Genomic DNA, 19572 nt, shown 5'->3' with positions numbered 1-19572 from the left:
AAAGGATCAGATCGCAGGACTCGAAAAAGGTTCAATTGATTTAGGCAACAACGCCGGTTTGATGTATAACGTGTGTGATTATGAAAATAATAATCTAATGCCAAGTTTAGGCCGTTCCAATCGTAAGAACATACGCCGTGTCGAACAAGAGTTGCTTTCAACAGTGAGAGTTTACGGTGGTCACTCGCTGAGTTCTAACGACATAAATGACTGGTTATTGATGTGTTTAGCCAAAAAGCAGGGCTTTCCCACCCGTTTACTGGAATGGACCGATAACCTGTTAAATGCGCTTTGGTCGGTGTGTCACAGCCAAAGTAAAGACTGTATCAATATTATTAAAGCCATTGATTATCATAAAGTTAGTGTTTTCAACTCACCATGTGACCTCAATAGGACTCAGATATTCAATGTGGCTGATTGTGATCAGCAAGAGCAACGAAAAGATAAGTGGTATTCCATTCACCCATTTAAGGAAGGTGGCAATGATGCCATTCAGCCTTTGTACGATGAAAAAGAATATTCAAACGGTCTAGTATCCGTTCATATTCTTCCGTCAGCGAAAGTAAACCTGATAAAGGAGTTAATATCCATGAATGTTTTAAATGAACCGACTGATTATATCGAAGAGAAGCTAACTGATATAAAAAATGAAGCCCATGTAGATAACAATCAAGTTATTAATAAAGGTGAGGGTAATATTGAATTACAAGTGAATACTCATGATCGCCAGCTTGAGCAGTATGGCCGAAAGTACCATCAAGATTTTGATTTCGACTAAAGTCTAATATTTCTACTGATTTTATTTAGAGCTCATATAGATCTAGTGATTACGAGATAAATAAAGTTAGAACACCAATTAATGTATAAAAATATGAAATATGTGAGCTTAAAGATTGTTTATAAAGTAACTCGAAGTTAGAGTGATGAACCTTGTTATCAAGTTGTTAAATTTTTACAGATCTAGTTTAAACACTCTAATAAAAAAGTGGCGCAAAGCTACTGAAATTTAAACCAATAACGAAAACATAAAGGATTCTGGAATATGAATATGCAAACCAATGCAGCGACATTCGTGCTGGAAAACCAAGTCGACACCGCCTTTTTACAGTCTTTTAGTGATGCATGGAATAACCATGATATTGAAGCGCTAATGTCGTTTATGACCGAAGACTGTGTCTTCCACACCGTGGCTGGAGAAGGCGAACTTGGCAACACTATCGAAGGGTACGAAGCCGTTCGCAATAGCTTTGAATTGGTTTGGCAGAACTTTCCAGATGCAGCTTGGAGCGACCCTGTCCACTTTGTGTGTGGTGACCGCGCGGTAAGTGAATCAACGTTCTCTGCGACTAACCCTGATGGCACTGTCATCGAAGCTCGTATGGTTGATGTGTTTACCCTGAAAGAGGGAAAAATCAGCGTAAAAATCTAAGCCCAGACGATAAGCCAATTCTCACTGAGATGTTAAATCGAACCAAAGAAAATGGTCGTGGCGTTTATACCTATCAATGGTTAAACCCGCTGTCGAGTAAAGTCGAAACCAAGCACACGTATTACCGTGTTATCGACAATAAGCTAGTAGGGGTCGGTTATTACACAAATTCAAACAAGACGTAAAAATGAATATTCTATGATCGTAAGTCTATTTAAATTAATGGCTTACGACTCTTTTTACCCCTAAAAATAGGAGTGTGTAAAAAAGCAATTTAGTAAAATTCACACTGTGTAATTTTTGTTGTGAAATTGTGACAAAAATACAAGTAGTATGAAAAACATGGAAACCACACAGTAAAGAACAATTTTGAAAAGGGTCTATTGGGATGTTTGACCTAAATGAAATTTAAAGCCGTACGAGGGATAGACTATGAATATGCTGACACTAGACAAAACAGAACTTCACAGAAACCATTCAACTTTTATTGCTGAAGCTGTCTTTGCCGTCGAAATGGTGAAAGCAGACAAGCAACTCGAAAAGCAGAAAATGGCGAAACAGTTGCTTGATACTCTATTCCCTCTCGAGTCTGGTTCTCACGAAGATGTAGTGAGCTACGAGATTGACTACCGACACGTTCAGGTTTATTTCAAAAACGGTGAACACACAGGTTTGAAACGCGCTAAACACTTTGTGGCTTACACAGGTGATAAATCTAAGCCTTCAGCAATCCTATTCCGTGATGAAAGCGGTACGCACGTTGAAGTGACAATCGGCGCTCGTAAAGGCACAGGCCGTCTGGAGTTGGTTGATATTCAAGATATCCAATTAGAGACGTGCACTACGTTTGGTCAAACTGAGGCGAGCCGTTCTTCTGGCATCCGTCACTGGGTGAGCTTAGTAAAAGGCGATGAAAGTGGCCGCCCGAATGCATCAAGTGAAGACAAAGAGTTCACTGCGAAAAATGGTGAAGACTATAACCTAGGTTTTTGCTTCGCAATCTAACGAACTGTCTTTGAAATGTGCAGTGCTGATCTGTGAGACGCAGCGCTGACATTTGAGCACTGATTTCTCTTTTACCTTTGGTAACTTTCCCCGCCCCTATAGCGGGGCTTTTTTATTAGAGCTATAAGTAAATTGGGTGATTATTAAAATTATCTGCAAAAAGTTTGGATGTGATTTTACGGTGCGTCATTTTAATTTAAATTGTTGTATTTGAAGGTTTTTATTCTTTTGTTTTATTCTGTATTTATTGGGTTAACTATCACTATCAACGGTGGTTTGGGTGACTATTGAGCTAAAAATCAGTCAAAATGCTTTGAGCTGTGCTATAATGTGCGCCTTGGGATTGAGCCAGTAAGTCCATTTATCACTAACTATTGTGATTTTTATTGCCTTTTATTTAGGCGATGCGGCGAGCCAATCAAGTAGTAGTTGGATATGGAGAGCGTCCTTATATTCGTTGAATCGGATATGCGAACATCATAATTTATGAGTTTTAAATCAAAAAAGTACAGTATTGATTCTACTGACTATCAAGTTGGTCAAGACAACGTCAGTAAATGGGGCATGGATGTCCATAACACAGTTTTCGTAGCCTCAGTTGGCTTATCTCTTCTCTTCATCATCACTCTTCTTGCTCTTCCTCCTGCAGATGCTAAAGCTGCAATTGATTCTATTAAGGGTGCTGTTCTATCAAAGTTTGACTTCCTGTTTATGTGGGGAGCTAACATCATGCTAGCGTTTGCTGTTGTTCTTGCTTTTTCACCGTTGGGTAAAATCCGTTTAGGTGGCGAAGACGCGACGGCGGACTATTCAATGTCATCTTGGATTGCGATGTTATTCGCAGCAGGTATGGGTATTGGACTTATCTTCTGGGGTGTTGCAGAGCCAACTGCGTTCTTCACTAACTGGTTCGGAACGCCATTAGACGCAGAACCTTTCACAACCGCTGGTCGTGAACTGGCGCTAGGCGCAACCGTATTCCACTGGGGTTTTCATGCATGGGCTATCTATGGCATGACGGCGCTTTGTCTGGCGTACTTTGTTTATAACAAAGGCTTACCGCTATCAATGCGTTCTGTGTTTTACCCAATTCTGGGTGAGCGTGTGTGGGGCAAAACTGGTGATGTAATCGATGTACTAACCGTACTGGTTACTCTGTTTGGCCTTGCGACTTCATTGGGCTTAGGTGGTACACAAGCAGCAAGTGGTATTAGCCACGTGTTCGGCTTGGAAAACAACATCTTCCTTCAGCAATCTATCATCGTTCTGATCATGGGCTTGGCGATCATCTCTGTACTACGTGGTATGGACGGTGGTGTTAAGTTCCTAAGTAACCTGAACATGGTTATTGCATTCATATTCCTTGGTCTTATCGCTGTATTGAATTTCACAACTGTGCTTGATTCAATGGCAACGGCGGCAACGGGCTATGTGAAAAATATCGTAGCTTTGAGCCAAAGTGCGGGTCGTGAAGACACAACATGGCTGCATGGTTGGACTGTGTTCTACTGGGCATGGTGGGTAGCGTATGCACCTTTCTTCGGTATGTTCGTAGCGCGTATTTCTAAAGGCCGTACGGTTCGTGAATTCCTACTTTGCGTATTGATTATCCCAACATTGGTGACTTCAGCTTGGATGTCTATCTTCGGTGGCGTAGCTATCGAGCAAGTGATTAATCAGGTGGGGCAACTTGGCCTCGACCAAGGCATTACAGATGTATCTCTAAGCTTGTTTTACATGCTAGATGCTTACTCGTTCGGTAGCATTCTGTCTGTTCTCGCAGTCGCGCTGATCATCGTGTTCTTCGTTACAACGTTGGACTCAGGTTCTATCGTTATCGATGGCATGACGGCGGGTGGTAAATTAGAAGTGCCAGTGAAACAGAAAGTCGTTTGGGCGGTTATCTCAGGTGCTATCGCGATGGTGATGCTGTGGATTGGTGGTACTCAATCAATCCAAGCTCTGCAATCTATTACGATTATTGCAGCACTGCCGTTTACGATCATTCTTTTGATTGGTTGTGTGAGCTTGTTGAAAGGCCTACTGACAGAAGTCGGTAAAGGGCAAGAAACGGTTACTCCGGCCACTAAGTAAGTACCTCTAGATAGGAACTTACTCTAATCAGCAGATTCAAAGCTCCCTTGCACCGCGTGCAAGGGAGCTTTTTTATGCCGTAGAAGACATCAGCGAAAGAGAAACAAAAAAGAGCCACAAGTGAGTAGTCATTTGTGGCTCTTTTAGTTCTTGGCTCTTAGTTATTAGTCTAGGTGCCCGGTTCTAGCTATGAGCGGGTTTACGCTTACGCGTTCAATTCGTGCTGAATAACGTAATCCAAAGCACCAACAACAGCAGCAACTTGAGCATCGTTACACTCTTCGTCTGTTACTTTGTCACTGTCTGGGTAAACCTCTGTGGTTGTACCGTACTTACAGTCAGTCACGCCGCCACATAAGCCAAGCTTCTTCATTGGGTAGTTGATCACGCCGTGTTGAGTGACGTCTGAACCAATGATCTTGCCTTCGTCATCCGCAGGCGCAATGTGGGTTACTTTTTCAACTGAAGCGATGACAGCAGCTTGGAATTCAGGTTGTGGGTTTTCAGTATCGCCAACAGTGTAGAAACCGTCTGGGATCATACCTTCGATGTACTCAATGCCATCACGAGCTGCGAGTGCAGGTCGGAATTCAGTTTCATCAGAGTCAGTCGTCTCATGCAGGTCAACGTGAACCAATACTTCTGGCAGAGACGCTACTAGAGCTCGTAGGTTTGCTGATTCTTCTGCTGGCGTACCGTCGTAGAAAGAGCGGTTTGGATCAACAGCATTTGGATTCCAGCGGTTGATCACTTCGTAGCCCCAAGGGCTCACACAAGGTGCGACAACAATGTTGAAGTGCGCCGTGTATTTTTCTGCTTGAGTCGCAGCGAATTTGATCGCGCCATGCACGCCACTGGTTTCGTAACCGTGAACACCACCTGTTACCAGAATCGTCGGCTTTGACTCGTCCCAGTTTTTGCTCTTGATAGCGAAGAGTGGGAAGCGAGCTTCGTCGTAGCTCAGTGCGCCGTATTGTTCGATGTCAAAGCGGTCTGCAAGTGCTTTAATCTTTGGTACAACTTCTTGCTGGTATTCACGCTTAACCGTTCGTTGAGCTAACCATGCTTCACGTTCTGCTTGTTGCCATTTTTGCCCTGGCTTACCAATCGGGTAGGTAGATTCACTTTTCATCTATACTTTTTCTTTTATGTTCGTGAAAGATTAAGACAGATTATTCCTGTCTAACAGAGACAGCAATAGAAAACACAACTTGTGACTTTATTTTTTACAGACTCATAACTTTGATGAGTGAATTGATGGTGTTACATTTTATTGATGGTTCAATTCTTTATAAAGAGACAACAAAATGGCTGGAGCAAGTTTACTAACACTGTTAGATGACATTGCAACCGTGTTGGATGATGTCGCATTGATGTCTAAGGTAGCCGCTAAAAAAACCGCAGGCGTATTAGGTGACGATTTAGCCCTTAACGCCCAGCAGGTATCCGGTGTTTCTGCTGAAAGAGAAATCCCAGTGGTATGGGCGGTCGCAAAAGGCTCATTTAAAAACAAGCTGATTTTGGTTCCGGCAGCACTATTGATCAGTGCATTCATTCCTTGGTTGATCATGCCACTACTGGTGATTGGTGGTCTGTTTCTTTGTTTTGAAGGGGCAGAGAAAATCTTAGAAAAGCTTTTTCCTCATGCTCATCAACACGAAGAGAAAGATGAGGAAAGCAGCTCGGGTGAATCTGTTGAAGAGTATGAGAAGCGAAAGGTCTCAGGCGCAATTCGTACCGACTTCATCTTATCTGCGGAAATCATTGTAATTGCGCTGGGTACCGTAACGGGTACAAGTATCGTGACTCAGATTCTTGTGGTGAGTTTGATAGCGGTTGTGATGACGATTGGTGTTTATGGCTTAGTGGCAGGGATCGTTAAGCTGGATGATTTAGGTTTCTATCTCCAACGCACATCAAATGGGAGTGCCATTAAAACCCGATTGGGTAATGGGTTAGTCGCATTTGCACCAAAGCTAATGAAGATGCTTGCGGTTGTCGGCACGGCTGCGATGTTCTTGGTTGGCGGCGGTATTGTGGTACACAACGTTCCAGCAATTCATCACTTAATTGAACCGATTATTATGGACTTCAGTGGACATACGATTGCGACTGCGGTGGTACCAACGCTATTAAATGGTGTGATTGGGGTTTTATCTGGATTGATTGTCGTTGCTATTTGGACTGCTATCGGAAAAATTCGCGGTAAGTAATCGTTAAATTACTGCTGGGAATAAGACAGTCTTTCATCGAAACAAAAAAGGGTCACCATAATTACTATGGTGACCCTTTTCGCTAAATGGAGGGTGTTTATTTAACAGCCCAAGTGCTTATTTTACAGACCAAGCAATCGCCTCGCCGCCACGGATGGGCACAACAATGTCTGAACCGAAAGGCATTGTCTCAGATACATTCCACTCTTCTTTTACTAGAGTGATGGTGTCTGTGTTACGTGGGATACCGTAGAAGTCAGGGCCATTGTGGCTCGCGAAACCTTCTAGGTTCTCAAGCTTACCTTCTAAATCGAATACTTCAGCGTACAGTTCAACCGCAGCGTGCGCTGTGTAAGAACCTGCACAACCACACGCTGACTCTTTTGCACCTTTAGCGTGTGGTGCAGAGTCTGTACCCAAGAAGAACTTCTTGCTACCGCTTGTTGCTGCTTCAATAAGTGCTAACTGGTGTGTGTTGCGCTTAAGGATAGGTAGGCAGTAGAAATGTGGCTTAATGCCGCCAACCAACATGTGGTTGCGGTTATAAAGCAAGTGGTGAGCAGTAATGGTTGCCGCTACGTTCTCGTTAGCGTTCTTAACGAAAGTCGCAGCATCTGCCGTCGTGATGTGCTCTAGAACGATCTTCAGGTTAGGGAAGTCGTTAACAATCGGTGCTAGAACTGTGTCTAGGAACTCTTTTTCACGGTCAAAGATATCAACATCGTGAGCCGTTACTTCACCGTGTACCAGCAGCAACATACCCACTTCTTGCATTGCTTCGAGTAAGTGGTAAATCTTTTGAGCTGAAGTTACACCTGAATCAGAGTTAGTCGTCGCGCCAGCAGGGTATAGCTTCGCTGCTACAACAGCGCCAGATTCTTTCGCTTTACGAATTTCATCAGGTGTTGTGTTGTCTGTCAGGTAAAGTGCCATTAGAGGCTGGAATTGTTCACTTGGCTGCTCTGCCATGATGCGTTCACGGTAAGCAAGAGCCATTTCGGTATCGGTTACCGGTGGGATGGTATTTGGCATGATTAACGCTCGACCATTGTAACGGCTGATATCGCGAACTGTATCTTTTAATACTTCGCCATCGCGTAGATGAACGTGCCAGTCGTCAGGACGAGTAATCGTAAGTTGTGTCATTGAAGGCTCCCACCATTTGAAGTGTTATGTAGTTGGAGCCTAAACTCAGCGAAATCTGTGAAAGCAATCGCTTACGTTTAGGCGACAGGATGATAGTGGAAAAGTACTTTCATTTCATCCTATTTTTAACTCTTCATGGCTAGGAGCTTGTTTTTATGGATATTTTATTCGGTATCTATTTGTTAATAAGGGTTAGCGGGTGGCTACCCACAGACCATGGATCATTCCTGGAACCCAGAAGAAGAAAGTAAGAATGATATTAATCACCAAATCTTTCCCGGCGCCGCGAGCGAAGAACACGCCAACAGGCGGAAGCAGTACACATAAGATGATAATGACGAGTTTGTTCATGATAAATCCTTTTTATTCAATGAAAGTTCAATGCGGTAAACGTGTTCATATTATAGAACGTCTCGAGAGTGTTACTGCATTGCTGCCTTAATGTATCAAGATAGAAAGCTAAACATCTCAAGATACTAGCCTAGTATCAAGTGTTTAATGCCTGCCAGTTCGACTAAAGTTAGATTGGATGTAATAGTGAGGTTTGAGTTGAAATTGTTTAAATTGAAACATAAATAGTGTGCAGTCTAGCGTTAAACTAGTTACGAATAACTAGTTTAACGCTAGCGTCTTAGGATTATTCGGTATCAATCCCAAAGCTCTAATCCATTTTCGGTATCAACCCAAAGCTCTAATCCATTTAGGTAGCTGTCTCCTGTGGCCCTAAAGCCTGTTAACTGCTCATCTGCGGTTAGAGTATATTCATCGGCATAGTGACCTGAGTAAGATTTGTTACCACAGGTTAACAGTAAGCCACCAGATCTATTATATAGAAAGAGTCGAGACATATCGTTTCCAGACCCAAACTCTGTGGGTCCCCAGAGAGCTCTAACTCTACCTATGTCAGCAACGTCTATTGTATGTTTGGCTCCGCCAGTGCCTCCAATATGAGCACCTCCTACCTGCGAGATAGAATCTACAATAAACCCACAGCCAAACGTCACTTGAGCATTGATACGAGTATCAAATAGATAATCATCACCAATGTCATCACCAAGGAATTTAATTGGATGCCCTGGAGGTGTTTCATCGACGCAAGCAGTAAATCGAACACTCGAATTGACATCATTTGTACTAACAACTCCATCTGCCATGTTTACGGAACGATGATAGCTAATTCCACTTGTTCCTTGGTCACTAGCCCAGTAGTTAACGTCAATTGGCCAGTTGTGATTAGTAAACAAACGGCCACTAGTATTGCCATCATCATATAGGCTTTGAAGTTCCATCGCCGTTGGCAATCGTGCTCCTCTAGCTTGGCACAAGTAATTAGCAGTGTGCCAATCGTGAGAAGCCGTGGTGATACCATTTAAAGCGGTAGTACCGTTACCAACTTGAGGTGTGGCGATGATTTCAGCATCTTTAGTATCTGCGTACATCAACGGTGGTAGGTAGATATTCACTGAGACGATTGGCTCATATGGGTTACCGACGTAACCTTGCAAAATTCCTGTGGCATAGCCCCCTTTTCCATCAGACACAACATAGGACACAGATGTTTCTCCAGGTTGGGTACTAGTGAAATCAAACTCAGTATCATTGAAAAGATTACCATCGTTGTTGGCATCGTTTGGAATTAAGATGGTTGCACCAAAGCTATATATGTCAACGAGATGAAGAGTATCACCGTCAGGGTCACTTATAAGATCCGCAACATTGAACCTTAATTGTTTACCATAAGGAATTTTAGCTACCTCGTCACCAGAGTCTGGATCTATATAACTGATTTTCCTACGAGATTCTGCTGTTGGTGCACTGTTTGTGTCTGTTGAGACCGCGATATCAATACTACCAGCTAACACACTTGAACCATCACTATAGCTATATAGGATGCGTTCTACGCCGCTTGGTATGCCATCTCCTGGGGTGTAATCAATCGTATTAGTTGATGTGTTTGCAATAGCAGTTGAATTTGTCGCATCACCATTAGGCAATGTAACCGTGGTTGCTAATGCATATGTGCTTGTGTCTAGAGAGTACCCCGCGTTCCCAAGCTCTTTAGCGATATCTATTTGTACAGATGTGAAAGAGGAGGTTAGTCCTGAAATCGGTGTAAGTTGCTCAGTTGACTCACCGACAGCCGCACGAACTGTCGCTTCAGCAAAACCATCTCCTGATGTTGCTGAAGTAGCGCTAATACGCGCCTCTCCATAGTTACTATGGGAGCTCATAGCGATGTCAGAAGGTAGCGCAGCGCCAACTCGATAGCGGTAGTCGCACACTTTTGCACTTTGAGCGCTAATGGTGAAGCCATTGGCATTTTGGGATACAACATTACAATCATAGCTATTATTCAAAGACGTAACTGTCGTTAATGTAACTGACGAATCATCAGATGACTCCATATTATTCGACAAATCAACAAAAAAGGTATTTGTGGGAGTGCTTTGACGAATTACATCCTGAGCATAGTAAAGGGTATCTCCTGATGTTGGAGATTCGGGTTTGGAGTTAGTAGTCGCTTCGTCGCTAGATGCACCACACCCAAACAGCGCCAATGATATCGCTACTGACAGGGATAATTTATGAAAAGGTGCGTATGTACTTATTCTCATCATGTATTTAATACTCATTAGTGAATGTTATGGGAATTAAGCAAAGAGAGCACAGCCCATTATTTATTTGCGTATTCTAACAAGGCTAAATCACTTAAAATTAGCACGAGCTAGTATTTGGCACTGGTGAGTGCCTAGTTGACAGCTGGCGCTATTAGCAATGATATAAGTTAAAACTCAAACTGTTATACGTCTCTAGTATTTATATTGAAGTGGGGTTGTTCATGTGAATAACTACTTTTATAAGATAAGACCGAAGGTGGGATCTAATACCAGTTACTAAATTAGCGAATGAGTAACCTAAGGAATTAAATGCCTAGGTTATTTTTTAGGTGAATGGTTTTCTTGCTCAAATATCCACTAGGCATATCGGAGGGTCACTTTTCTTTACTTGCTAACAAAAACGTTTATTCATTGCATATCATACACCCGAAGTTAGCAAGGGGCTAACTAATCATATTATGAATATATCGAAGGAAATAAAAGTGAAAAAACTAACACTTATTACACTGCTATCTGCAATTACATCTGTTCCAGCTTTTTCTGCACCTGGCGATACCTCTACTGGTTCTGCAGTATTCAGCGGCTTTGTTCCTGGTTTTGTAACCAACGGTGACATCCTTGTTACTGGTGCGGGCGGTAGTGAAGACTCTGCTTCTTTTGTTGGTACGTTACAGGTGAACGCTGACGGTACGTTCGAAACAACTAAACCTGTTGTTTTGGAAGCGCATGACTACACGGGGGCTGTGCTTGGGGCTTTAACTCCAGCTAACTGGACGGTATCACAAGTAAATGTGCTTCCAGCTTTAATGGGTGAAGTACAGCCTAACATTGTCGTCGGCGATAACCTTTCAGCGACGGAACTTACTGCAGCTGAATACTTAGCTTCAACTCAACTTTCAACAGGCGATACGATTCAACTGTATGTTGCTAACGATACAGCACACTCAACTCCAGATGATATTGCTGGTACAGAAGTTATCGTTAACGTTGATATGATTGCAACTTTGCCATAAGAAAAAATCTCATTATTTGATAGGCACTTAATTAATTAAGTGCCTTGTTTTTCGAGGCTGATGAAAATGAATATCTATATAAATTATTTCTTTCTATTATTGCTTGTTATTTTTAGTTTCAATAGCTTTGGCTATGAAAGCTATTCATTTCCAGTAAATACAAAAATAAATAGAGCGAATTTGTATGACTATTCTATAAATGTAGATTTATCTGATGAGTTTATTGCACTGAAGTATGATGGTGAGAACGAAACCTTTCTAAATGGGCGTTTTTATTCTTATATTAGAACGAATATACCAACAAGCTCTGGGGATTCGTTTGAATACAGTTATAACATATCAGAGTTCACTTCTAAATGTGTTTTCAACGATAGCGGTGAGACTATGTATGATGATTTTGTCGATCTCTATATCGATAGAAAACATTACTCTGATATTTCAGATATACCAAACTTTGAATTTAATAATATTAAAAATACTGAATATGAAAACTCTACCAATGAATTTGAATTAGTGACAAATAAAAATATACCGAGTGATGAGCCATTAGATTGCAATGGTCGTATTACGTTCAATGTGGAGCTTCAACTATAATGTTTATTAGACTTTGGTTTGGTTTAAACTTAATTATCATATTTTTCTTGGCCATAATATATAGTTCAAAATCCGTCGCAAATATTCCAGATGGATTTGAAGATATGTTTGAAGAGAAGTTGATAAGAATGCCACTAATTCTCTCGGCTGATAACAACAAATTATTCTATTCGGAAGCTTTCATCTCGGGTGATGAAGTAAGAATTCCCACTTCACAAAAACAACTTGTAGCACAAGCATTGGCGAATGAACTTGGTATTGAGAAAGATGTTAGCGATGCGATGGCAACAACACTGGTAAATGGGGTTGAATCGAGCCTAGATTGTAAAGGTTATCGAAGTGAATGTGGTCTACTACCTGATTTATATGATTTTGTTTATGTGCCAGATAGCCAATCATTGATTATTCATGTTAACTCACAATTCTTAACTGAGATAATAGAAGAGTCAGAAATAAAATTTGTAAAAGAAGAGATCGATCAAAACGCGATCATTATGTCACATGGTTTGAATCTATCTGGTTCTTATAGCGACAACACTGATTATACATCGTCTTATTCTTATCAACATGAAAATTATGCAGGTTTTGGCAAGTATGGCTATTTGCATAATGATCTAAACTTTAGTGATGTCAATGGTTTCAGTTCGGATGACTCATCGTATAACTATGTTGGTGGTAATACTCGTTTCTCTGTCGGGTATAAATACCAAGAACGCTCTTGGAATAGTACTCAGTTTTTAGAAAATGGCAGCAAAACTTCTGGTTACATGTTGTCGATTGGATCGACGAGAGAGCTAGTAAAAAAATCATCTCCTAATTCTAGACGAGTATATTTGAACATTTCAAGAGCTGGTCGACTAGAAATTAATGATGATAGAGGCCGTGTTCTATTAAGTCGTAATGTGGATGCAGGGCAAGAATACTTTGACTATAACGAGCTACCATCTGGTACTTATACTGCGACAATTCGAATATTTGATGGCAGTGAAGAGTTTTACACAGAAGATAGGTTGATAGTCAATACAAGCTCTTCGTCGATTAAAACCGGCGAACTAGATTATCATATTACAGCCGGTTATTTATCAAGAGACCTGACGAATACGGGACTAGAGGACGATTTTGACCAGAAATCCATCAACTTTGCTTATGATAATTATGAAAGTCCAATGTTCACCAATGGGAAATTGAGCTATCAAGTTACGGATTTTTTTGCACTGGGTGCAGGTTCGTTTATTACAGGGGAAGATAATTATAATTATGTTGGTGGTCACTTATCTTTAGGGGAAGTGTCCAGAATATCGGCAGTAACAGGATTATTTGACGATGGATCTAGTTTTTATAATTTTGATGTGGGGATTTATAACTTAAGTGTATCTTACACAAAATTTGATAGTGAAAATGATAATAGTATTGGAGATATTAGTTTGTCTCAACTTTTATTCAGTAACTCGAACTATACATCATTATCAGTAAATTACAACAAGTACTTAACGAGAAATATATCATCATATATATCGGGTATATTAACAAAAAACCAATATAAAGATTTTAGTAATCGTTATAATAATGAATCAGAAAGTTGGTCTGCAAGAAGTGGCGTGCAGATATCATCATTACCACTTGACTCAAAGGTGAACTTAGAGTTATCAGCAAGTGAATCGAGCGATATAAATTATGGTGTTATGGCCTCAATAATTATTCCAATAGGCCAGGAAAACACATACACACATAGTACACAAGCACAAATAGATGATAGTGGTGATGTTGCGCTATCGCATAGAGATACAGTCTCAAGTAGTCTAATTAACAGAAACAATCTAAATGTATCAAGCTCTGCGGGACTTTATTATCAAGATTCTACTGAAGACCAAAGCAGTGCCGATTTATCATTGTCTGCAAATTATAAGAATAAACATATTGACTCAAACTCTTATGCCTATATCAATTCAAGTAGTAATACAAGTGTTTCTGCATATATTGGTACAAGTAATATCATAACTTCTCAAGGAATAGAGTTTACGAGTGAAAAGTCATCTTCTTATTTTATTTCGAATAATGATACAGGGGAACTGTCTTCGGATGGAAAATTCTTGGCGGTAGTTAACTCCGAGCAGAATGGAAAACAAAGCAATGCTTATGTTAGTGGAGATGCTTTGACGGTATATCCATTAAAAGAGTTCTATGAATATGAATTCAAGCTTGATACGGAAGCCTCTGATTTTTACAACAATGGTGAGTCTTATACGTCGGCTACTAGTTATCCAGGAACTGTTATCCGTTTGGATACGTCGTTGTCTGAGTTGAAATCATTTATATCGACGTTTAGTGATATAAATGGAAATCCAATAGACGGAGTTGAATGTATCGGTGGAGGTTGTGTTTCTACTGACAAGCTTGTTGAAGGTGTGTATCAATTTAAGGTGAAAGATAAACAACCTTACAAAATTATATCTAAGGCAAATCAATGTGTAATACCGGAGTTATCATCGGTTAATAATTTGAATTTAGGTAATAACTTCTGTATGCCATCATTCGAAGAAAATAGTGAAGGTTATCAGATAGCCCTAGTTGATGGTGTTTATTATTACTACTTAGGGCAATACAAGGATAGTAATATTGTATTGAACTATCAGAACAAACTGAACAACTCAGGTGTTGAAATTATAAACAAAAAGCTTGGCGGTTATTTGTATATATTCGCTAAGTCTCCTGAGCAACTAACTACGGCAAACAAACTGTATGTTGATGAACTCATTAATTATGCAGTTCATATGGAGATGACGCCATATGCTTATAACTAACATAGAGAAAATTATGCAACGTGTAATATTTACTTCGATACTATTAATGACGACCTCTTTTAGCCATGCATTTAGCATAGATAAAATGCTTCTTATAGCTGGAGAAGATGGTAATGGAGTTTTTACTCTGACTAGTTCGAAAACTGAACCTGAATATATAAAAGGTAACGTTAGCCAAGTAAAGGTTGAAAACGGAGAGTTAGAAAAGGTAGAGCTAACAAAAGATAATTTACCTTTATGGGATCTTGCGCTATTACCCAATAAACTGATATTAAATCCGGGGGAAAGACGTCGTGTATCAGTAAAGAATTTATGTCAGGTTAATTGTGATGATTTAGAGAAGGACAAAGTTTATCAAGTGACTTTCATGCCTAGCGTTATCGATGGAGATAAAAAAGAAAGTATAATTGGTATTAATTATGGTTATGCTCCTTATTATATTGTACCTGCAAAAAATACTAATGTTGACTACAAAGTTAAATATAACGGTTCAGAAGTTTATGTGGAAAATAATGGTAACACATTTTTCTACATGCAGTTTGATAACTGTAAACCGAATTCTGTTAGTAACAAATGTAAACAAACTAATACAATACTATCTGGTCGAAAGAAAACCATAAAATTAGCAGAAGGCCTGCAAAATGTCGATTCGTTATCCGTTAAGGTAGCCAACCATGATTACAGTTATAACAAAAATATCACTATTAAAAAGAAATAGCCTAATTAGTATAGCGCTATTATTCACGGCTTTAGATAGTAGCCATGCTGCAGATGTATACGGAACGATTACAGCAAACAACTCTGTGGTTTGGAACAATGCGGCGCCAAATAGTTATTTCGGTAGTGAAGCTATATCTCCATCTGCATGGACGATAGCGCAAGAGCAACCAACGGCAGAGTGGTATCCCGCAACGATGGATAACCAACCCGTTAATAACGTTAGCTTTGTTAATCATTCTACAGGCGAAAGTTTTAACACCAGCCTGGAGTTGTTAGGCGTTGAGTACAATTTGGGTAGCTCGGCTAGTTATTTCACATCAAAAGACTACGGGTCAAATGTGGGAATGGGAGTTGCCAATGAGTGTGCAGCTACAAATATAAGTGGTTCGAGTGCGAAAGTGGGCCAAGAGTCGACTTTGTGTGTGTCGCGAATGGGTTACACAGCAACAAGCCGAATAGAGCCTTTTAAGTTTTATCGACCTGCTTTCGCTTTGCCTAATATCAGTAATGATGTGTTCGCAGCCCCTGTTGGATCTGGAACTTTTACGGCATCAATTAACCTTTCACCCACTTACTTTTTTACAAGTCAAACCGGTACGATGACTTATACCAGAGTGCCGGAGACGTTAATTATCACGATTGATTATCAAGCTGCGATCCTTGAATCATTAACGGTACTTGGAGACGGGAATATTGAACCCCAGTATGATACTGCAACAAAAAGGATCTCTGGTACAACGAGGTATGATGTTAGCTTGTTAGGGACTTTACCTACAGGCGTTATTATGACATTTAGCCCTACGTCAGGTGACTATGAGCTTACAAATATTGATAACTCGCTAGAAAAGATACCCTACACAATCACGTGTGCCATTGGCTGCGAAAGCCCTGACAAGGTGATTGTCCAAGACGGAGTACTTAATACCGCATCTTTTCCTGATTCAGAAGTGATTACAGTGAATGGAGAAGGTAGTAACAAAGTTGATGTAGCATACGATGTTAGTTTTGATGTCGATGGAAATGCACTTAGTTCAGGTAATTACCAAGGGTCGTTTAATGTTGTTTATGAGGTGAACCTGTGAACCGACTAATTAATAATATTTGTTTTATGTTTCTAGTACTAACCAGCGGTGCAGCGGTTGCTGAGAAGCCAACTGCTCATATTTTGGGGGTAGGGGCAAACTATGGCTATAATTTTGATGGAGATATGTATGAAAATTCTCAATCTTTTTATTTTCTCTACCAATATAACCGACTTCAATTGAATCTAGGTATAAAGCACTACAAGTTATTGGGTGATTCAGAGTACATACCTGACCTTGATTTGCTCTATAGTATACATGATGGTGATACTCTTGATTTAAAGGTAGGAGTTGGAATCGAAGACAAATACCCAACAATAGAGTACCTTGTCGAGTATGCTTTGAATGAATATTTCGGTGCGAGTATCGCACTTAATCAAACGTTGAATGATGATTTTGGGAAAAACCAACGAGAAGCCGTGGTTGGATTATCTTATTATTTCAATGACAGCAAGCGTAAGATTGAGTCTGATCAAGTTGAACCTCGCCCTTCTTCGCTTGAAATTACAAAAGCTCCGGATTGCACATCTGACCCAGATGATATGGACTGTGATTTCGATACTATGTCTAACAGTATATCCGAAGTTGCTGTTAAGCCGACATTACCTTATGTCGTACAAGAAGGTGATTGGTTATATGAACTGCGTAGAAAGTTCGGCTTCGATTTAGAAGAGATCATTGAGAGTAATGATATTGAAAATCCGGACTTAATCTATCCCGGCCAAGTCTTAGAATAAGCTCTTACCGGTAACCTGATCAATATTAAAGTATTACTAGACCTATTTCTTATAAGGTATGGTGATGCTTTTTTTTTGCACTCGATTAAATCTGTCTAACTATTCATCTATGATCTTACATAGCTTACGTTGATGTGAATAATCAAGTGTTGCCAAGAATCATGGTTTACATTCCAGATCTTAGGTTCAGGAATTAAATATTACGAAGTTAGATAAAATTTAATTCTCTTAATGTAAAACCATTAAACTACTATGAAGACTTGCAAGATATGTATTAGCGTTTTACTCTTCGGTCTCTCCCTAAGGTTTAACTGCCATCAAATAGCTAACCAGCGCATAATATGTATAAGCCTGGTGAATTGATGTGGCTGTATCCATGCTATATCATGATTATTATGAATGGACTTTTCTGAACAAATTAATGTTTACAAATCTAACATCACGGATGCAAGAGTGGCTGGTAGGCATTAGACTTCTTTTTTCCTGCGAATAAGCTAAACTCTCATATGTAACCAATTACATTTGAGGTGTTTATGAAGTCGTTTGTCAATATTAAGGTCGTTTTATGTTCGTTTTTATTTTTTGCAACCTCAGCGATTGCTTCTATTAGTGCTGATGATGTCACGTTTTCAGGCCGAGTCGATGGAGATATACGAGCAATTTATTCTGACAAAAGTCTAACGAATGTGGATGGCATGCAAAACACGAAAGCTGTAAGAGGCATGACTCAGAGCAGTTATGTAACATTACTAAACAATGAAGTAGATGATGTAATTGTTCGTGAGGTTGACATGTAGTCAAGCGAACATAGCATATTAGATTCTAACTTTTTACCATATGCTTTAATACTCAATCGCTTAATTACATAGTATATAGATTGTACTGATAATTTAAGTGGGAAAATAATGAGGTATATTGGTTCAATAATATCGAATACGAATGTCAAAACTGTAGAGCTGTGTTTTGAAAGATTGAAGCAAGCAGGAGTTCATCCATCAGAACTATCTTTCGATGGATTGGTACTCCTGTTAATGTGCGCGGAAAGAGACCGCTTAGCAACACTGAGAGCTAATTGAGCATGGGTTTGAACAGGTTTGACAGCCTGTAAGCAAGTTCAAGAACTCGGGTTGAGTAAATAGCTGGCTTGTTTTTATGTGCATTAAAGCTTTAGAATAATAGTGTTTACCAATTTTGATTGCACCGTTGGTTGATTTTTTCTCGTACGAAACAACAGAAAATCCCATTTTTTCGAGTACTTCTGCTGAGCTCTTTATAGCAACTGTTGTGTAGTAGTCGGTAATGTTAGCGTGTTTTGCTAGAAACCTGAATTCTCTATTTAATTGTAGACGAAAAGGTCGCTCGTACAGCGAATGCTGGCTCACCGCAAAATAAGCTAATTTTCGGCTTTTATTATAAGGAACGGTTTTTCTTAAATCTATTTCATCAATCGACTTTTGAGAAAGTGTTTCAATTTCGGAGATCATACCTTCAGTCGTGAATATAGTGCCTATGTTATGTCCTAATAGCTCCCCTGTGACGCTGTCGACATATTTATAGGCAATGAAACGTTTTTCATTGCAATAGTTTAAAAAATCGATTTTATAGAGTCCATGCTTAATATTCTCATCAGAGGTTTTCTCATGAAAAACAAGTACAGAATTTACAATCTCACTATCATTAGAATTTCCAATCGGATATTCACAAACAGGATTGTGTTCGATCATCGATGTTGACTGATAATTTGCTCTGGCGATCAAGTTATTTAGACTACGGTATTTCTCTTCCATCAGAGTATTGAATTGATCAACTCTATTTTTAGAACTAGGGTCTTGATGTTGTAAATGACTAACTTTAGATAGATAAGGCTCAAGATCGTTGGTAAATTCTCGCAAAACACGAATACTACGGCTAAGAGTTGGTTTAGTTGTTCCTCTTTCCCATCGACTAAGTGTAACGGTATCAATGTTCGATAGATCTCCTCCGAGTAAGTTGAGCTTTGTAGCTGCTTGACTTTGTGTTAGTTCATTCGCGATTCGATATTTTTTTAAGTATTCGCCAAACACAGTAGTTTTCTCCAATCTTTTGCATAAGGCGAAGTATTATTATGTGTAGAAACTTAA

At 39.9% G+C, this 19572-nt stretch carries 17 protein-coding genes and 1 pseudogene; 13 read left to right on the top strand and 5 right to left on the bottom strand.

Translation table 11 applies throughout. From position 1 onward, the window contains the following. Positions 1 to 10: 10 nt before the first annotated feature. The 5 genes and pseudogenes from ACED41_RS17850 to ACED41_RS17830 all read left to right on the top strand — a co-directional run bounded on the left by ACED41_RS17850 (position 11) and on the right by ACED41_RS17830 (position 4528). On the top strand, positions 11 to 778 hold the full coding sequence (locus tag ACED41_RS17850; protein ID WP_371725377.1) for an FRG domain-containing protein: 768 nt from the start codon (positions 11 to 13) through the stop codon (positions 776 to 778). Between the two features lie 264 nt (positions 779 to 1042). Next, positions 1043 to 1429 carry a nuclear transport factor 2 family protein gene (locus tag ACED41_RS17845; RefSeq protein WP_371725375.1) on the top strand — a complete coding sequence of 129 codons (387 nt, stop codon included), beginning with the start codon at positions 1043 to 1045 and terminating at the stop codon, positions 1427 to 1429. Then, positions 1423 to 1614 (top strand): annotated as a pseudogene (locus ACED41_RS17840) (hypothetical protein); the annotation flags it as partial. The gene ACED41_RS17845 and the pseudogene ACED41_RS17840, both read left to right, overlap by 7 nt. A gap of 247 nt (positions 1615 to 1861) precedes the next feature. Further along, entirely contained in the window at positions 1862 to 2434 is a 573-nt protein-coding gene (locus tag ACED41_RS17835) for a malate synthase (RefSeq protein ID WP_017059967.1), read from the top strand. Positions 2435 to 2920: 486 nt separating this feature from the next. Further along, positions 2921 to 4528: a BCCT family transporter gene (locus tag ACED41_RS17830; RefSeq protein WP_371725374.1), complete on the top strand. Its 1608-nt coding sequence runs from the start codon at positions 2921 to 2923 to the stop codon at positions 4526 to 4528. Positions 4529 to 4733: 205 nt separating this feature from the next. Here the strand turns inward: ACED41_RS17830 and ACED41_RS17825 are convergent, their stop codons facing one another. After that, positions 4734 to 5660 carry a M14 family metallocarboxypeptidase gene (locus tag ACED41_RS17825; protein WP_017064294.1) on the bottom strand — a complete coding sequence of 309 codons (927 nt, stop codon included), beginning with the start codon at positions 5658 to 5660 and terminating at the stop codon, positions 4734 to 4736. A gap of 175 nt (positions 5661 to 5835) precedes the next feature. Here ACED41_RS17825 and ACED41_RS17820 point away from each other — a divergent pair, with 175 nt between their 5' ends. Next, positions 5836 to 6741: a DUF808 domain-containing protein gene (locus tag ACED41_RS17820; RefSeq protein ID WP_017059964.1), complete on the top strand. Its 906-nt coding sequence runs from the start codon at positions 5836 to 5838 to the stop codon at positions 6739 to 6741. A gap of 117 nt (positions 6742 to 6858) precedes the next feature. On the opposite strand, the gene pyrC is transcribed toward ACED41_RS17820, so the two are convergent. The 3 genes from pyrC to ACED41_RS17805 form a co-directional block, all read right to left on the bottom strand. Then, a complete protein-coding gene (gene pyrC / locus ACED41_RS17815; RefSeq protein ID WP_371725373.1) occupies positions 6859 to 7887 on the bottom strand; it encodes a dihydroorotase in 1029 nt (342 codons plus the stop codon). A gap of 192 nt (positions 7888 to 8079) precedes the next feature. Further along, positions 8080 to 8238: a YqaE/Pmp3 family membrane protein gene (locus ACED41_RS17810; RefSeq protein WP_017059962.1), complete on the bottom strand. Its 159-nt coding sequence runs from the start codon at positions 8236 to 8238 to the stop codon at positions 8080 to 8082. 296 nt (positions 8239 to 8534) lie between these two features. Then, positions 8535 to 10520: an adhesion domain-containing protein gene (locus tag ACED41_RS17805; protein WP_371725372.1), complete on the bottom strand. Its 1986-nt coding sequence runs from the start codon at positions 10518 to 10520 to the stop codon at positions 8535 to 8537. Positions 10521 to 10987: 467 nt separating this feature from the next. On the opposite strand from ACED41_RS17805, the gene ACED41_RS17800 reads away from it, so the two are divergent. The 7 genes from ACED41_RS17800 to ACED41_RS17770 all read left to right on the top strand — a co-directional run bounded on the left by ACED41_RS17800 (position 10988) and on the right by ACED41_RS17770 (position 18249). Beyond that, positions 10988 to 11518 (top strand): hypothetical protein, encoded by a 531-nt coding sequence (locus ACED41_RS17800; protein WP_229647383.1) that lies wholly within the window; start codon positions 10988 to 10990, stop codon positions 11516 to 11518. Between the two features lie 66 nt (positions 11519 to 11584). Next, a complete protein-coding gene (locus ACED41_RS17795; protein WP_371725371.1) occupies positions 11585 to 12112 on the top strand; it encodes a hypothetical protein in 528 nt (175 codons plus the stop codon). After that, complete coding sequence (locus ACED41_RS17790) at positions 12112 to 14913, top strand: CS1-pili formation C-terminal domain-containing protein (protein ID WP_371725370.1); 2802 nt, start codon at positions 12112 to 12114, stop codon at positions 14911 to 14913. The genes ACED41_RS17795 and ACED41_RS17790 overlap by 1 nt, the downstream gene beginning before the upstream one ends. 13 nt (positions 14914 to 14926) lie before the next feature. Further along, positions 14927 to 15631 (top strand): hypothetical protein, encoded by a 705-nt coding sequence (locus ACED41_RS17785; RefSeq protein WP_229647381.1) that lies wholly within the window; start codon positions 14927 to 14929, stop codon positions 15629 to 15631. Continuing rightward, a complete protein-coding gene (locus ACED41_RS17780; protein ID WP_017059956.1) occupies positions 15588 to 16715 on the top strand; it encodes a hypothetical protein in 1128 nt (375 codons plus the stop codon). Before ACED41_RS17785 ends, ACED41_RS17780 begins: the two co-directional genes overlap by 44 nt. Continuing rightward, positions 16712 to 17452, top strand: coding sequence for a LysM peptidoglycan-binding domain-containing protein (locus ACED41_RS17775; protein WP_017059955.1), 741 nt, complete (start codon positions 16712 to 16714; stop codon positions 17450 to 17452). Before ACED41_RS17780 ends, ACED41_RS17775 begins: the two co-directional genes overlap by 4 nt. Before the next feature lie 533 nt (positions 17453 to 17985). Next, positions 17986 to 18249, top strand: a complete 264-nt coding sequence (locus tag ACED41_RS17770; protein WP_017062773.1) for a hypothetical protein — start codon at positions 17986 to 17988, stop codon at positions 18247 to 18249. A gap of 255 nt (positions 18250 to 18504) precedes the next feature. On the opposite strand, the gene ACED41_RS17765 is transcribed toward ACED41_RS17770, so the two are convergent. Beyond that, positions 18505 to 19515 carry a helix-turn-helix domain-containing protein gene (locus ACED41_RS17765; protein ID WP_108110722.1) on the bottom strand — a complete coding sequence of 337 codons (1011 nt, stop codon included), beginning with the start codon at positions 19513 to 19515 and terminating at the stop codon, positions 18505 to 18507. Between the last annotated feature and the right edge of the window lie 57 nt (positions 19516 to 19572).

Source organism: Vibrio sp. 1F255 (genome assembly GCF_041439145.1).
GTDB classification, from domain to species: domain Bacteria; phylum Pseudomonadota; class Gammaproteobacteria; order Enterobacterales; family Vibrionaceae; genus Vibrio; species Vibrio crassostreae_C.
This window is presented reverse-complemented; position numbering and strand designations above follow the sequence as displayed.

Excerpts from the sequence above, each read along its gene's own strand:
- ACED41_RS17825 (WP_017064294.1), bottom strand. The coding sequence starts at position 5,660 with ATGAAAAGTGAATCTACCTACCCGATTGGTAAGCCAGGGCAAAAATGG.
- ACED41_RS17795 (WP_371725371.1), top strand. The coding sequence starts at position 11,585 with ATGAATATCTATATAAATTATTTCTTTCTATTATTGCTTGTTATTTTT.
- ACED41_RS17785 (WP_229647381.1), top strand. The coding sequence starts at position 14,927 with ATGCAACGTGTAATATTTACTTCGATACTATTAATGACGACCTCTTTT.
- ACED41_RS17770 (WP_017062773.1), top strand. The coding sequence starts at position 17,986 with ATGAAGTCGTTTGTCAATATTAAGGTCGTTTTATGTTCGTTTTTATTT.
- ACED41_RS17810 (WP_017059962.1), bottom strand. The coding sequence starts at position 8,238 with ATGAACAAACTCGTCATTATCATCTTATGTGTACTGCTTCCGCCTGTT.
- ACED41_RS17845 (WP_371725375.1), top strand. The coding sequence starts at position 1,043 with ATGAATATGCAAACCAATGCAGCGACATTCGTGCTGGAAAACCAAGTC.
- pyrC (WP_371725373.1), bottom strand. The coding sequence starts at position 7,887 with ATGACACAACTTACGATTACTCGTCCTGACGACTGGCACGTTCATCTA.
- ACED41_RS17835 (WP_017059967.1), top strand. The coding sequence starts at position 1,862 with ATGAATATGCTGACACTAGACAAAACAGAACTTCACAGAAACCATTCA.
- ACED41_RS17780 (WP_017059956.1), top strand. The coding sequence starts at position 15,588 with ATGATTACAGTTATAACAAAAATATCACTATTAAAAAGAAATAGCCTA.
- ACED41_RS17830 (WP_371725374.1), top strand. The coding sequence starts at position 2,921 with ATGAGTTTTAAATCAAAAAAGTACAGTATTGATTCTACTGACTATCAA.
- ACED41_RS17790 (WP_371725370.1), top strand. The coding sequence starts at position 12,112 with ATGTTTATTAGACTTTGGTTTGGTTTAAACTTAATTATCATATTTTTC.
- ACED41_RS17820 (WP_017059964.1), top strand. The coding sequence starts at position 5,836 with ATGGCTGGAGCAAGTTTACTAACACTGTTAGATGACATTGCAACCGTG.
- ACED41_RS17805 (WP_371725372.1), bottom strand. The coding sequence starts at position 10,520 with ATGAGTATTAAATACATGATGAGAATAAGTACATACGCACCTTTTCAT.